At 65.3% G+C, this 14,572-nt stretch carries 11 protein-coding genes; 5 read left to right on the forward strand and 6 right to left on the reverse strand.

The window, feature by feature from the left end; translation table 11 throughout:
• Positions 1–45: 45 nt before the first annotated feature.
• Positions 46–549, reverse strand: a complete 504-nt coding sequence (locus QZY03_RS05840) for a TlpA disulfide reductase family protein (RefSeq protein ID WP_295579019.1) — start codon at positions 547–549, stop codon at positions 46–48.
• Positions 550–693: 144 nt separating this feature from the next.
• On the opposite strand from QZY03_RS05840, the gene QZY03_RS05845 reads away from it, so the two are divergent.
• A complete protein-coding gene (locus tag QZY03_RS05845) occupies positions 694–2,082 on the forward strand; it encodes a YihY/virulence factor BrkB family protein (RefSeq protein ID WP_295578992.1) in 1,389 nt (462 codons plus the stop codon).
• Positions 2,083–2,152: 70 nt separating this feature from the next.
• On the opposite strand, the gene QZY03_RS05850 is transcribed toward QZY03_RS05845, so the two are convergent.
• Entirely contained in the window at positions 2,153–3,643 is a 1,491-nt protein-coding gene (locus tag QZY03_RS05850; RefSeq protein ID WP_295578995.1) for an RsmB/NOP family class I SAM-dependent RNA methyltransferase, read from the reverse strand.
• A gap of 186 nt (positions 3,644–3,829) precedes the next feature.
• On the opposite strand from QZY03_RS05850, the gene QZY03_RS05855 reads away from it, so the two are divergent.
• Entirely contained in the window at positions 3,830–4,630 is an 801-nt protein-coding gene (locus QZY03_RS05855) for a hypothetical protein (protein WP_295578997.1), read from the forward strand.
• A gap of 410 nt (positions 4,631–5,040) precedes the next feature.
• Here the strand turns inward: QZY03_RS05855 and cmoB are convergent, their stop codons facing one another.
• Both cmoB and cmoA read right to left on the reverse strand, forming a co-directional pair.
• A complete protein-coding gene (gene cmoB, locus QZY03_RS05860) occupies positions 5,041–6,045 on the reverse strand; it encodes a tRNA 5-methoxyuridine(34)/uridine 5-oxyacetic acid(34) synthase CmoB (RefSeq protein ID WP_295578999.1) in 1,005 nt (334 codons plus the stop codon).
• Complete coding sequence (gene cmoA / locus QZY03_RS05865; RefSeq protein ID WP_295579001.1) at positions 6,036–6,785, reverse strand: carboxy-S-adenosyl-L-methionine synthase CmoA; 750 nt, start codon at positions 6,783–6,785, stop codon at positions 6,036–6,038. The genes cmoB and cmoA overlap by 10 nt, the downstream gene beginning before the upstream one ends.
• 115 nt (positions 6,786–6,900) lie before the next feature.
• Here cmoA and ppk1 point away from each other — a divergent pair, with 115 nt between their 5' ends.
• Positions 6,901–9,126, forward strand: coding sequence for a polyphosphate kinase 1 (ppk1, locus tag QZY03_RS05870; RefSeq protein ID WP_295579003.1), 2,226 nt, complete (start codon positions 6,901–6,903; stop codon positions 9,124–9,126).
• Between the two features lie 117 nt (positions 9,127–9,243).
• Here ppk1 and rnt read toward each other — a convergent pair whose 3' ends face one another.
• Entirely contained in the window at positions 9,244–9,918 is a 675-nt protein-coding gene (rnt, locus tag QZY03_RS05875) for a ribonuclease T (protein ID WP_295579005.1), read from the reverse strand.
• 256 nt (positions 9,919–10,174) lie between these two features.
• Here rnt and QZY03_RS05880 point away from each other — a divergent pair, with 256 nt between their 5' ends.
• Positions 10,175–11,008 (forward strand): VacJ family lipoprotein, encoded by an 834-nt coding sequence (locus QZY03_RS05880; RefSeq protein ID WP_295579007.1) that lies wholly within the window; start codon positions 10,175–10,177, stop codon positions 11,006–11,008.
• Positions 11,009–11,286: 278 nt separating this feature from the next.
• Here the strand turns inward: QZY03_RS05880 and pyrC are convergent, their stop codons facing one another.
• Positions 11,287–12,399, reverse strand: a complete 1,113-nt coding sequence (gene pyrC, locus QZY03_RS05885; protein WP_295579009.1) for a dihydroorotase — start codon at positions 12,397–12,399, stop codon at positions 11,287–11,289.
• A 288-nt stretch (positions 12,400–12,687) separates the two neighbouring features.
• On the opposite strand from pyrC, the gene QZY03_RS05890 reads away from it, so the two are divergent.
• On the forward strand, positions 12,688–14,553 hold the full coding sequence (locus tag QZY03_RS05890; RefSeq protein ID WP_295579011.1) for a phosphoenolpyruvate carboxykinase (GTP): 1,866 nt from the start codon (positions 12,688–12,690) through the stop codon (positions 14,551–14,553).
• Positions 14,554–14,572 lie beyond the last annotated feature (19 nt).

The raw sequence follows: 14,572 nt of genomic DNA on the forward strand, positions 1-14,572 counted from the left end.
GGTTCCGGCCCCGCCCGGTCGCGGCGGAACGCCGCTCCCACGCGACTATTTGAGCGCCCGCACCTGATCCAACAGCTTGGGATCGTCCCACGCCCGCTCGCCGGCGGCGCTGTAGACCAGGCGGCCCTGGGGATCGATGACATAGGTGGTCGGCAAGCCCCTGAGTGGATAGCTCTGGGCAACCTTCGAGTCCCGATCCATCGGCAGCGGGAAGTCGACCGGGGTCTCCTCCAAAAACTCCCCGATCGCCTGGGCATCATCACCGACGTTGACGGCGATCACCGCGACCCCGTCCGCGGACAGCGCCTCGTGGGCGCGCTGCATCGACGGCATTTCCGCGCGGCAGGGCGGGCACCAAGTGGCCCAGAAGTTGAGAATGACGGGCTTACCCCGGTAATCCGCGAGCCGCTGCGGGCGCTGCTCCGGGTCCTTGAGATCGAAGGCCGGGGCCATGGGCTGATCGGGCACGGGGGTCAGCGTCTGGTTGTCTTTGGCCAGGAGCCCGCCGAACGGCGCGGTCAGCAGCATCGCGGTCAGGCTCAGGAGCATCACGGGGCACGACCGTCGCGCTAGGGGTTGCATTGATTTCATAGGATTCAGGTTGCACGGAACTGTTGGGGTTTGCCGCTCTATGGTACCGCTATACTCGCACCTCAACCGCAGCCCGCCAGTCCAACGACCGCAAGCCCCGTCATGACCCAACCCACCCCGTCCCCGTGGCAGCGCCTGGACACCCTGATGTGGTCCGACCGACTCGACCGCTTGCCGCGCTGGCAGCGGCGGCTGGTCTGGTTTGCGCGCCTGGTTTATGCCCTGTACCGCGACGCAACCCAGGGTTATCTGTCACTCCAGGCCATGAGCCTGGTCTACACGACCCTGCTCTCGCTGGTGCCGCTCCTGGCGGTGAGCTTCTCGGTACTCACGGCCTTTGGTGCCCACAATGCACTGGAGCCGCTGCTGCTGCACCTGATGGAACCGCTGGGCGATCAGGCCCCGGAGATCGTGGGGAGCATCATCGGCTTCGTGGACAACACGCGGGTGGGCGTGCTCGGCTCAGTCGGCCTGGCGGTGCTGGTCTACACCGTGGTCTCGATGATCCAGAAAATCGAGCAGGTGCTGAACAACACCTGGCGGGTCGAGGAGTCGCGGCCCTTTGCCCAGCGGGTGAGCCAGTATCTGAGCATTCTGCTGATCGGCCCCGTCCTCATCGTGACGATCCTGGGCCTCTCGACCGCGGCGCGCCACACCACCTTCGTGGAATCCGTGCTGGCCGTCGAGCCCTTCGGGACCCTGATCGATGCCGGCGGTAATCTGGTGCCTTTCTTCCTGATCACCTTCACCTTTACCTTCATCTACAGCTTCGTGCCCAATGCCCGGGTGAATTTCTACTCGGCCCTGATCGGCGGCCTGACGGCCGGCGCCCTATGGCAAACGGTGGGCTGGCTGTTCGCCCATTTCATGGTCAGTTCCACCAAGTACACCGCCATCTATTCGAGCCTGGCGATCCTGATCCTGTTCATGTTCTGGCTCTACATCGCCTGGCTCATCGTCCTCGTCGGGGCCAGCATCGCCTTCTATCATCAGCATCCGGAATACCTCAGCAGCCGCACGCGCGACCTGCGCCTGAGTAACCGCCTGCGCGAGCGCCTGGCATTGCTGGTGGCCGGCCATATCGCGCGCAATTTTGTCATGGGCACCACCGCCTGGACCGCAGCCGGCCTCGCCGCCGCCCTCAACCTGCCCAAGACGAGCATCCGACGGACCCTGCACCTGCTGGAGCGCGAGGGATTCTTACTGCGCACGGCCGATGAACCGCCCTGCTTCATCCCGGCCACAGCGCTGGACAACACGCGTATCAAATCCCTGCTGGATGCCGTGCGCTGCTTCGAGGAGCGCGAGAGCGGCTGCCGTGACGCGGTCTCGGATCGGGGCATCCAGGAGGTGGAGCGGCAGATCGATACCGCAATCGGCCAGGCCTTGGGCAACATGACGCTACGCGAACTGGCCGCGACCTTGGACGCTCCGCATGGGTCAGCGGCAATGGGAGCGGTCGAAGAGACTGATCCGGCGACATCCGGATAAGGAACGGTTCGCTAATCAGCTACACAGATTCATTAGAGAACACTGTTGGCGTATCGGTCGTTGTCGTTGCCTAATCGGTTTCTGATTCGTTACTCACAACACCCCCACCCGTGCACCCGCTCCAGCGGCTCGGGAACAGGCTCTCGATGACGCCTGAACGGTGCAGCACCGCCACCCCCAACACCTGCCCGCGGTAAGTGACCAACACTTGGCCGGGCGGATTGGCGTTCAACTGCTCCGGAGTCGGGTCGAACTGCTCCCGACGCAGATAGTGGCCCCGCTGCCCCAGGGTCAGCGCGATCCGACAGCGGGTGGCAAGCGGACCGAAGACCATCGCCGCACCGGTCGTCGGCTTGGGCGGCCGGCAATTGGTGCGGTGGAAGAAAAGCCCGCTGCCCTCCGCCTTGGGCCAGGCCGGCGGGTGGTGGTCCGCGGCCATCAGATGCAACCCGCGGCGGGTTTGGCGATGGGCGCGGAACCCCGCCCAATAGTCGTGCGGCAATCCGTAATGAGCGGCTAACTCGGGCAGCCAGGCGTCACCGTCCGCCGGATCCAGCGCGGCGGACTCAGGCTCCGGTCCGGCGGCGGCCTCCGCGTCCTTCTCCAGCACGGCGATGAAGAAACCGCTGCTGTCGTTATGGTGTGGCCAGATGCGCAGACAATGAGCCAATTCGGCAGGCAGGTCGCGCCCGGCCCAATGGGTCAGCCCGGGGGCGGTGATGAGCCCGGCGAGTGTCGCCGGGACCACCCGGACCACCCCCGGATACTCGGCCAGAATATCCGCCACCGTGAGCTCGTTTTCCTCCGGGGCGAAAGTGCAGGTGGAGTACACCAGGCGCCCGCCGGGCTTAAGCCGCTGCACCGCCTTACGCAACAGGGCACGTTGACGCGGCGCGAGTCGCTCCGGGGAGCCGGGGTCGAGCCGGTCGATCAGTGACGGGTTGCGACGCAGGGTGCCCTCGCTCGAACAGGGCGCATCCACCAGAATGCGGTCGAACTGACCCCCGGCCGCGGGCCAGTTGGCCCCGTCGCTACAGGTCGTGGTGCAGTTGACGATGCCAAGCCGGTCCAGGTTCCCCTGGAGCGCCTTGATCCGGGCGGGGGCGATATCGTTGGCGATCAGGGTCCCGCGATTGTTCAGGGCCAGGGCGATCTGCGCCGTCTTGCCGCCGGGCGCGGCGCACAAGTCCAGCACGCGCTGGCCTGGAACCAAATCCAGAAGCAGCGCCGGGAGTTGTGAGACCGTCTCCTGAGCATGGGCGAGCCCGGCGCAATACCACCAGTGCTGGCCGGCACGGGTTTCCTCCGGCAACCGCAACGCACCCGGCAGCCAGGGCACGGAATGAGCCACAATGCCTTCCTCGGCCAGTAGGCTGGCAAGATCCGCGACGCTGATGCGCGCCGGATGCGCCCAAACAGCGGTCGGCAGCGGTCGGCACAGCGCCGCCGCAAAGGCATCCCAATCGTCCAGCAGCGGACGGTAGCGGGCCAGCGGCGAGGCCGCGACCTGGGCAGGCGTCGGCAGTGCGGCAGCACTGCCGCGGGGGGCACGTTGATTCATAGGTTCCGGGAAGCTTATCGCAGATGCATGGCGAGTGGCGGATGCGTGACGGCCGGCCCCCAGGCCGAGCCGGTCGACCCTGAGCGAGGAGCCGCACGGTGTGCTGGATTCTAACTTGAACGGAGGTCACCCTTAAGGCTAACTACCGGCGTTGCCGACGCGTCGAACTGGTCGATCCATTCATCTATGACTACATCAGAACCCGTGTTGGTTGATCTGGACCTGCTGGAGCAGATTCATGATGTTGCTCTGGGCCGCGCGTCCTGGAAGGACGTCCTCACCTGCCTGACGTCCGAGTTCTCGGCCGAGGTGGGCCTGCTCGCGGTGTATGAGGTCTCGCCCGATCAGGCGCGCGGCTTGGCGACGACGGATCCGGACGGGAGCCGGTGGCAACAGTACGCGGAGCACTTCGCCACGATCGACCCCTTCGCAGCACGCATCCGCTCGGGTCAGGTCCCACCGGGCCTGATCATGACCGGAGAGGACCTGGTGCCGGCACGCGTCTTCTGCGCCTCCGAGTATTTCAACGACTGGTTCAGACCGAACGGCTTGCGCCATACGGCCCGCGCTCACATCCGTATTCGCGATCAACTCAACCTCCAACTCGGAATGCCGCGCGCCGCGGCGGCCGGCCCCTACAGCGCCGCTGAGGTCGCCCGCCTGCAGCGCTATTTCAACCACATCAGCCGTGCCCTGCGGATGGCGGATGCGCTGGCAACCCGAACCCTGCAACCGGATTTCGACCAGGTCGCACGCACCTACGGCCTGACACCCGCCGAGACCAAGCTGATCGAAACGTTGACGGAATGCGGTTCGCTGCGACGTTCGGCGGAACGCACTCACCGCTCCTACTACACCCTGCGGGCGCAATTGCGCACGGTCTTCCTGAAGATGGGGACACGCAGTCAGACCGAACTCATGCGCATGATTCATAAAGTCACGAGTGATTCTCCGGAGGCTGACGGGCGCCGTTCCAACGATACATAAGCAGGTGACTGCCGACCAGGATCACCCCGATTTAGTCCATTTGGACGATAGGCGAACGCACGCGTAAGGAAGACACTACGTCCACATGCATGGAAGCATGAGGCTGACAAAACACCTCTGACAGGGAGCCCCTGATGGACCTCGGGGCAGGGAGTCGCGCACATCCGACGCCGAACTCACCCAGACTTCGGACTGGACCAGGGACCGGAAACGCCCTGCTCCCCTGTACCGGACGGGATTCCGCCCGTCCGGTGTCTTTTCGGCCATTCACCCAAAAAAAAGCAACGTCCGGCAATCGCCTGAGCAACGATCCAAGAATCGGTCGAACAGCCTGCAATCGTTGTCGTTCTCAAGCGTATCGCACCACGTCGTTTCGCTGTCCGAGCGCGGGTGAAGCGCGAACGGGGGTACTAGCCTCCCACTGCCCCGCCGCTGTTCCGGGCGATCAGGATGGCACGGGTCGGTGCCGGCAAACCCTCCCGAGTGCGGTCGGGGTCATCCGGGTCCAAATGATCCGGCAGAGACTGAAAGCGCATCCAGGCCGTGCCATGCTGCTCTTCGATCCGGGTGCGACTGCAGTCCACCAACCGGACGTCCGCGAACCCACAACGCTGGAGCCAGACGGTCAGTGACTCCACCGTCGGGATGAACCACACATTGCGCATGGCCGCGTAGCGGTCGGGCGGCACCAGCACCCGCTGACCCTCACCCTCCAGCACCAGGCTCTCCAACACCAGTTCCCCACCGGGGCGCAGGAGCCGGCGCAGGTCCAGCAAATGGTCCATCGGCGAACGGCGGTGATAGAGCACCCCCATCGAGAAGACGGTGTCGAACCCGTCCGGCGCGAGCCCAGCGGGCAGATCCTCGATCCCAAGCGGCAGGACGCACAGGTCATCCCGGCCGAGATAGCGGTTGATCGCCTGAAACTGCGTCACGAACACCCAGGTCGGGTCGATCCCCAGCACCAGCCGCGCTCCCGCCCCGATCATGCGCCAGGCGTGATACCCATTGCCGCAGCCCACGTCCAGCACCAGCCGGCCGGCGAGCGGGGTCAAGGCCCCGACCAGCCGGTCCCATTTCCAGTCGGAGCGCCACTCGGTGTCGATGTGTACGCCATGGATGCAGAACGGACCCTTGCGCCATGGATGCAGGGCCAGGAGCGCAGCGCGCAAGCGGCTGGTCTCCGCGGCCGTCGGCGGCCGGGCCGCGGTAACGCCGACACAGGCCGCAGTCAGTTCGACCGCCCCGACCGGCACGGCCGGCAAGTCCGCAAGGGCCGCCTCCCAGCGTGCCAGATCGCCATGAGCACCGGCCGCGAGTCGGTGGCCGACGGCTGCCTCCAGCCCCGCCGCCCAAGGTCCGAGTCGGGTTGCCGCCAGCCGGTCGAGGAACAGGCGGAAGGGCGTTAAGTCCATGCGACCCAGGCAACGAAGTTGAGTGATTGATACCAGCGGGTATGGCCCACAAAGCCGGCCGCCAGCAGTCGCTGCTCGTGTGTCTCGATCGTATCGGGCACCAACACCTGCTCCAGCGCCGCGCGTTTACGACTGATGGCCAACTCGCTGTAGCCCTGGGCCCGCTTGAAATCCTCGTGCAGGGTGGTCAACAGATGACCCCCAAGCCCCGGCGCGACCTGAACCTTCTCGGTCAGGATCAGCACGCCGCCGGGGACCAGCCCGGCCCGCAGCCGGCACAGGAGTTCAAGGCGCGACTCCGGCGCGATGAACTGCAGCGTCAGGTTGAGCACCAACACGGAAGCCCCAGTGACGGGCAGGTCGCAAAGATCGGCGCACCGCGTCTCGACCCGCTCCGCCCCGGGAACGTCGGCCAGACGGGCACGCAGACCGGCGATCATGGCCGGAGCGTTATCCACCGCGATGATGCGGACCCGCGCGTCAACCTGGCGCAGGATGGAACGGGTGACCGCACCCAGTGAGCAACCCAGGTCATAGCAAGCGGTGTCGGGCTGAGCCAGACGCCGGGCGAGCAGCCCGATCAGCTCCACCAACTCGCGGTAGCCGGGCACCGAGCGCCGCACCATGTCGGGAAAGACCTGGGCGACGGCGGCATCGAACTCAAAGGGTCGAACCGGGGCCTGCGGCTGATCGAACAGCGTATCGGGCTCGCTGCCGGACTCGCTCAGGAACTCGCTCATCGGGGCGCCATGCTCATCATCGCTCGCGTCACAAATACACCATCCTTTCCGGCCGTGTCGTTGCTAGAATCAGAGGTTGATCCGCCCACTTGTCAGTCGCCACCGGGAAACCACCATGAACGACAGCCTGGCTCAGTCAATCCTCGACGACGATGATGATACAGACCTCGCCGACCAGCCGGCGTCGACACCGGTCGCGGATGACTTCAAGCCGGACGACCCGACACTCTACCTCAACCGGGAACTGACCTGGCTCGCCTTCAACCAGCGTGTCCTGCATGAGGCGGATGATCCGCGCACCCCGTTACTGGAACGGGTGAAGTTCCTGGCGATCGTCAGTAACAATCTCGACGAATTCTTCATGAAACGCATCGGCGGGCTCAAGCAGCAGATCGCCGTCGGCGTACACAAACCCAGCATCGACGGCCGCACTCCCACCGAACAGCTCAAGACCTGCCAGGCCCAGGTCCGCGAGATGCACGCCGAGCAGAACCGCATCTTCGACGCGTTGATGGTACTGGTGGCCGAGCACGGCATCCGCATTCTACAGATCAAAGACCTGGCGCTGGACGCTCGCGAGCGCCTGCGCGAACACTTCCGCGCCAACATCTTCCCCATGCTGACGCCGCTCGCCATGGACCCGGCCCATCCCTTTCCCTTCATCTCCAACCTGGCACTCAACCTGCTGGTGACCCTGCGATATCCGGCCGGCAGCGAGAGCTACATGGCCCGCATCAAGGTGCCGGTGCATCGGGACGTCTCCAAGCGCCTGGTCGCGCTCGACGGCGGCACCACCTTCGTCACCCTGGAAGACCTGATCGTCGCCAATCTGGACATGCTCTTTCCGGGCATGGTGATCGATTCGGCAGAACTGTTTCGGGTCACCCGCAACGCCATCGTCGAGCCCGACATGGAAGCCGCCAATGATCTGCTGGAGCTGATCGAGACGGAACTGCGGGAGCGCCATTTCGCCCCGATCGTGCGCCTGGAGGTGCAGGAAGGCTTCGATCCGGTCCACCGCGGCATGCTGGCGGCGGAACTCGGCCTCAACGAGGAGCAGGACGTCGTCACGGTCGTCGGCATGATGCAGTTACGCGACCTCTTCGAGATCGCCGGACTGGATTTCCCCGACCTCAAGGACGCACCGCACCGCCCGGTTGACCACCCGCTGCTCGCCAATGATCGGCGCAACATCTTCCACATCATTCGCGAGAACGGACCCATCCTGCTGCAGCATCCCTACCAGCCCTTCAGCACCTCGGTGGAGCGCTTCCTGCGCACCGCCGCCGATGACCCCAAGGTGCTCGCCATCAAGATGACGCTCTACCGCACCTCGGCCGGGGCCATCCTCGACTCGCTGATCGAGGCGGCCCGCAACGGCAAGCAGGTGGCCGTGCTGGTCGAACTCCAGGCGCGTTTCGACGAAGCGGCCAACATCGGCTGGGCACGCCGGCTGGAGGCCGAGGGTATCCATGTCAACTACGGCGTGCTGGGGCTCAAGACCCACAGCAAGCTCATCTTCATCGTGCGCCGCGACTACGCCCAACTGCGCCGCTACTATCATATCGGCACCGGCAACTATCATCCGGGCACCGCGAAACTTTACACCGATCTGGGGATGCTGGGCTGTGACGAGGGCATCGGCCAGGATCTCACCGAACTCTTCAACTACCTCACCGGCTACTCCCCGCCGCCGAGCTACCGCAAGATCCTGGCCGCGCCCTACAACCTCAAGCGCTGCATCATCGACAAGATCAACCGCGAGATCGAGCACCAGCGCCGTGACGGCTCGGGCCTGATCCAGATGAAGATGAACGCCCTGGAGGACGTGGAGATCACCCGCGCGCTCTACCGGGCGACCCGCGCCGGGGTGCGGGTGGACCTGATCATCCGCGATACCTGCCGGTTCCGCCCCGGGCTGCCCGGTATCAGCGACAAGGCGCGGGTCATCAGTATCGTCGGGCGCTTCCTGGAGCACGGGCGCATCATGTATTTCCGCAACGGCGGCGACGAGGAATACTATATCGGCTCCGCCGACATGATGGGTCGGAACCTGGACAGCCGCGTGGAGGTCCATGCCCCGGTCGAGAACCCGGAGCTGCGTCAGGAACTGCGCCTGATCCTCGACGTGCAGTTCGCCGACAAGCGTTCGGCCTGGGACATGGACAGCGACGGTCATTACACCCAGCGCACCCCCACCGAGGAGAACGCCAAGGGCGCCCAGGAAACCCTGATGGCCGTGGCCGAGAAACGCCTGGCCGCCGCCGGCAAGCACAAGGAAAAGAAGATCCGCTCGCGACTCTTGAGCCACTTCCAGTGGCGGTTGCGGGGTAACGATTAGGCGATTGCCGGAAATCACCTTCGCCGAGCGGCTGCCGATGTGCTACCCATCGGACGTGATCACCGGACCTAGGGGCGGGTTTCAAACCCGCCCCTACACCAAGGATCTGTCCGGCTATCAGGTCGGAAGGCTATCGCTCCCAGGCTCACCCGGCCCTTCCCAGAAGCGCACCGGATCGAGTTCCTGCCAACGGTTGACGATGGTGCAGAACAGCCGGGCCGTCTGCTCGGCGTCGTAGATCGCCGCATGAGCCTCGCTGTTTTGCCAGCCGAGCCCGGCCGCCCGCGCGGCCTTGGCCAGGACGGTCTGGCCGAACATCAGCCCGGCCAGACTCACGGTGTCGAAGACACTGAAGGCGTGGAACGGATTGCGCTTGAAGCCGGTGCGCTCAACCGCCGCGGCCAGAAAATTGAGGTCGAAATGGGCGTTGTGACCGACCAGAATGGCACGATTGCAGCCGGCCGCGGCGACCGCCTTGCGGATGGGGACGAGGATCCGCGCCAGGGCTTCATGCTCCGCCACCGCGTCACGGAAGGGGTGGTCGGGATCGATGCCATTGAAGGCCAGCGCGCGGGGGTCGATCTCGGACCCCATGAAGGGCAGGACGTGGCAGGCCAGCGGTGCGGCTGGTTCCAGGAGGCCGTCCGGCCGCATGCGGATGATGACGGCGGCAATCTCCAGCAGGGCGTGGCGCCGGGCATCGAAGCCGGCGGTCTCCACGTCCACCACGACTGGGAGGAATCCGCGAAAGCGCCGGGCAATCCCCGAGACGGTCGATTGGTCTTCTTTCATCGCGACAGCATACGGGTGTGACGCGCGCTTGCCAAACCGGCGCTGCCCTTCGCGCTGCGGCATTGCTATAGTCGCGAGCTGGTTGGTTCGCAGGTTCATCGCCGTCGGCGCCTTGCACCTGCCGTCCCCAAACGGCATCCTGCTACGCTTGAGGCAGCGCGGCTTCGAAGTGAGGGCAGTCGATTGACCCGACCGGACGCTGCTGTTTTCTTTTAACGATCCACGCCCTGTCGGGCATCTGGGGGGATGTAAGGAAATGTACTCGTGGAAGAGCACACCGCGAACCCGCCGGTTGGCCGGCCTGGTGCTGCCGGCGCTGCTGGTCGCCGGCTGCGCCTCCAACCCCGACCGGGTGACGGACCCGCGCGACCCGCTCGAACCCTTCAACCGCGCCGTGTTCCGCTTCAACACCGACTTCGACAACGCCTTCATGCGCCCGCTCGCCAAGGGCTACAAGGCCGTCACGCCCGAGCCGGTCGATCGCGGCATCACCAACTTCTTCGGTAATATCGATGACTTCACGTCATTCGTGAACAACATTCTCCAGTTCAAGATGTCGCGCGCCGGCAGCGACCTGGGGCGCATTTTCATGAACTCGACGGTCGGCATATTGGGCTTTTTCGATGTGGCCACCAACGCCGGGCTGCCAAGTTACAAGGAGGACTTCGGTCAGACCCTGGGTTATTGGGGCATCCCGCCCGGCGCCTATTTCATGCTGCCGATCTTCGGACCCAGCAACCTGCGCGACAACGTCGGGTTCGCCGGGGATATCGTCACGGACCCCTTCTTCAGCATCGAAACCGGCCAAATCTATTGGGGATTCGCCACCCTGAGGATCGTTGATTTCCGCGCCGATCGGCTGACCGCGGGCGAGATCCTGACTGACGCGGCCCTGGACCCCTACGTTTTCCTGCGCGACGCCTATCTGCAGCGGCGCCGGAATCTGGTCTACGACGGGAATCCGCCGGAGTCCGAGGATCAGGCCGACATCTGGGCCGATATCGACTTCAAGGACAGTGACGGATCGGCACCCCTCGTGAAACCGGCGCCGCCGACGACGCGCACCCGCACCGAGACCTTTGGGCAGTAAAAGATCGACCGCCGTGCAGGGGCGACATGTAGGGGCGACTTCAGTCGCCCCTAAAGCCCCTAAGAATCTTGCAGGCATGCGCCGTTGGGATCTTTACCATGAAAGTCGCGCAGCGACCCTGCGGGAGCGGCGTCCCGCCGCGACGGGCCGGGCGCGCAGCCGCAGCGTTCGCCCTCACCGAGGGACCGCATCGCGACGGGACGCCGCTCCCACGGGGGACTTTCATTTTCCGGGGTGGCTTGATGTTCGTTTCATGGCCGTTAGTCACGGGAATCGCCTCAATGGTCTCCACCCGACGCGGGTGGCGACGCGAGACGTGGAGCAATACCTGCCGGAGCATCGCCGCCCTGATCCGACAGCCGCCAGTTGAGAACCTCCCCGGCGGCCAGCGGAATCACCCGGGTCGGCCCGAAGGCGTAGCCGGGCGGCACCGTCCAGGGCTCCCGACGCAGCGTCACCCGCGCGGTATTGCGCGGCAACCCGTAGAAATCGGGCCCGAAATGACTCGCGAACCCCTCCAATCGGTCCAGGGCACCGGCCTGCTCAAAGACCTTGGCGTAAAGCTCCAGTGCGGCATGGGCGCTGTAGGCCCCGGCACAGCCGCAAGCGCTCTCTTTGTCGTCGACCGGGTGCGGCGCGCTGTCGGTGCCCAGGAAGAAGCGCGGATGCCCGCTGACCGCGGCCTCCACCAAGGCCAGACGGTGGCGCTCGCGCTTGAGAATCGGCAGACAGTAAAAGTGCGGACGGATGCCGCCGACCAGCATGGCGTTGCGGTTGTACAGCAGATGGTGTGGCGTCAGGGTGGCGGCCAGGGTATCCGGCCCCGCCTGCACGAAAGCCGCGGCATCCGCTGTCGTGATGTGCTCGAACACGACCTTGAGACCGGGAAAGCCGGCCACGATAGGTGCCAGGCGCGCGTCCATGAAGCGGCGCTCGCGGTCGAAAATATCCACATCCGGGTCCGTCACCTCGCCATGAACCAGCAGCGGCAGGCCCGCCTCACGCATGGCCACGAACACCGGATCAAGCCGCCGCAGGTCGGTCACCCCGTCCTGGGAGTTGGTAGTGGCGCCCGCCGGGTAGAGCTTGCAGGCATACACGGCGCCGCTCGCTTTGGCCGTGGCGATTTCTTCCGGACGTGTATGATCGGTGAGATACAGGGTCATCAGCGGCCTGAAGTCACTGCCGGCGGGCAGTGCCGCGAGCAGCCGTTCACGGTAGGCCAGCGCCTGCGCGGTGGTGGTGACCGGCGGCTTGAGGTTCGGCATGACAATGGCGCGGGCGAACTGGCGGGCCGTATGTCCGATCACGCTGGCCATCGCCGGCCCGTCGCGCAGGTGCAGGTGCCAGTCATCGGGTTGCGTGATGGTCAGCTCGTCTGGGGCGGACAATTGAACACTCCACGAAAAATTGGTGTCGCGGCGGCGTCCTCGCCGCGGCCGTCGGGCGTCGGGCGTCGGCGCGCGACCGCGCAAGAACGTGTCACGATGCCTTAAACTAGGGACAGTTTCCAGTGACGCTCTGCCGACCACATCGCGGAGCGACAAACGGACTGCGACCGGGATGGTCACCTTACGACGGGTACAAGACTTGCCTGAATTAGCGGCCGGGCCATGGCCCACGCGTCCAGACAAGACCCGTTCCGCTCCATGCAATGACCTGTTGAGGAGAATCCAGCCATGTCCAAGACCCATGATGGTGCCGAACGCACCGCTCACCGCCGACTCCTCGCCTGGATCGACGAGATGGCCGCCCTCTGCGATCCGGATCGGGTCTACTGGTGCGACGGCTCCCAGCAGGAATATGACCGGCTGTGCGACGAGATGGTCGAGAGCGGCGCCTTCATCCGCCTCAACCCGGAGATCCGCCCCAACAGTTTCCTGGCGCGCTCGCATCCGAGCGACGTGGCCCGCGTCGAGGACCGCACCTTCATCTGCTCGCGGCGCGAGGAGGACGCCGGCCCCACCAACAACTGGAAGGATCCGCGCGAGATGAAGGAAATCCTGCGCGGCGAGTTCAAGGGCTGCATGAAAGGACGCACCCTCTACGTGATCCCTTTCAGCATGGGTCCGATCGGTTCACCCATCGCCCATATCGGGGTCCAGATCACCGACTCGCCCTACGTGGTGCTCAACCAGCGGATCATGACCCGCATGGGCCAGGCGGTCCTGGATACCCTGGGGGCGGACGGCGAATTCATCCCCTGCCTGCACTCGGTCGGTGCGCCCCGACTGCTCGGTGAGCCGGACGTGCCCTGGCCCTGTGCGCCGAACATCTCGGACAAATACATCGCCCACTTCCCGGAAACCCGCGAGATCTGGTCCTACGGCAGCGGCTACGGCGGCAACGCCCTGCTCGGCAAGAAGTGCCTGGCCCTGCGCATCGCCTCGGTGATGGCGCGCGATGAGGGCTGGCTGGCCGAGCACATGTTGATTCTGGGCGTCGAGAGTCCGGAACAGAAAAAAATGTATGTTACGGCCGCCTTCCCCAGCGCCTGCGGCAAGACCAATTTCGCCATGCTGATTCCGCCCAAGGGCTTCGAGGGCTGGAAGGTCACCACGGTCGGCGACGACATCGCCTGGATCAAGCCCAACCCGGCGGACGGCAAGTTCTACGCCATCAACCCGGAGGCCGGGTTCTTCGGTGTCGCGCCCGGAACCAATGTCGAATCCAACCCCAATGCGATGGCGACCCTCTACGCCAACTGCATCTTCACCAACTGCGCACTCACCGACGACGGCGACATCTGGTGGGAAGGGCTGACCAAGGAGCCGCCCGATCACCTGATCGACTGGAAGGGCCACGACTGGACCCCGGGCTCCGGCACCCCGGCCGCCCACCCCAATGCCCGGTTCACCGCCCCGGCCGCCCAATGCCCCTGCATCGACCCCGACTGGGAGAACCCCCAGGGCGTGCCGATCAGCGCCTTCCTGTTCGGCGGGCGGGTAAGTCACCACTTCCCCCTCGCCTTCCAGAGCTACAACTGGGAACACGGCGTCTACATGGCCGCCACCATGGGCTCCGAGGCCACCGCCGCCGCCATCGGCCAGGCCGGGATGCGCCGCGACCCCATGGCGATGCTGCCCTTCTGCGGCTACAACATGGCGGACTATTGGCGCCACTGGCTGCGCATCGGCCGCAAGATGGTCGCCACCCCGCCGCGCATCTTCCGCGTCAACTGGTTCCGCCGCGATGAGCACGGGCGCTTCATCTGGCCCGGCTACGGCGAGAACATGCGCATCCTGAAATGGGTGGTGGACCGCTGCAACCATCGTGGCGCCGCCATCGAAAGTCCCCTGGGCTGGGTACCCGGCTACGACGCCATCTGCTGGAGCGGCATCGACTATTCGCGCTCGGACTTCGCCGCCATCACCAACATCACCATCGAGACCGCCCGCCAGGAGACCAACGACCAGGAAGAGTTGTTCACCCGCTTCGGCGACCACCTGCCGCGCGAGATGGAGATCGAGCGCGAACTGCAACTGGCACGCCTCTATCACTCCCCGGAAGTCTGGGACCTGTCGGCGGCGGCACAGACGGGTTAATCGACTCGGACGACGCCCG

Origin of the sequence: uncultured Lamprocystis sp. (genome assembly GCF_903933125.1) — a bacterium.
Classification (GTDB): domain Bacteria; phylum Pseudomonadota; class Gammaproteobacteria; order Chromatiales; family Chromatiaceae; genus Thiodictyon.

Coding starts and splice junctions, on each gene's coding strand:
- QZY03_RS05840 (WP_295579019.1), bottom strand. CDS start 549: ATGCTCCTGAGCCTGACCGCGATGCTGCTGACCGCGCCGTTCGGCGGG.
- QZY03_RS05845 (WP_295578992.1), top strand. CDS start 694: ATGACCCAACCCACCCCGTCCCCGTGGCAGCGCCTGGACACCCTGATG.
- QZY03_RS05850 (WP_295578995.1), bottom strand. CDS start 3,643: ATGAATCAACGTGCCCCCCGCGGCAGTGCTGCCGCACTGCCGACGCCT.
- QZY03_RS05855 (WP_295578997.1), top strand. CDS start 3,830: ATGACTACATCAGAACCCGTGTTGGTTGATCTGGACCTGCTGGAGCAG.
- cmoB (WP_295578999.1), bottom strand. CDS start 6,045: ATGGACTTAACGCCCTTCCGCCTGTTCCTCGACCGGCTGGCGGCAACC.
- cmoA (WP_295579001.1), bottom strand. CDS start 6,785: ATGAGCGAGTTCCTGAGCGAGTCCGGCAGCGAGCCCGATACGCTGTTC.
- ppk1 (WP_295579003.1), top strand. CDS start 6,901: ATGAACGACAGCCTGGCTCAGTCAATCCTCGACGACGATGATGATACA.
- rnt (WP_295579005.1), bottom strand. CDS start 9,918: ATGAAAGAAGACCAATCGACCGTCTCGGGGATTGCCCGGCGCTTTCGC.
- QZY03_RS05880 (WP_295579007.1), top strand. CDS start 10,175: ATGTACTCGTGGAAGAGCACACCGCGAACCCGCCGGTTGGCCGGCCTG.
- QZY03_RS05890 (WP_295579011.1), top strand. CDS start 12,688: ATGTCCAAGACCCATGATGGTGCCGAACGCACCGCTCACCGCCGACTC.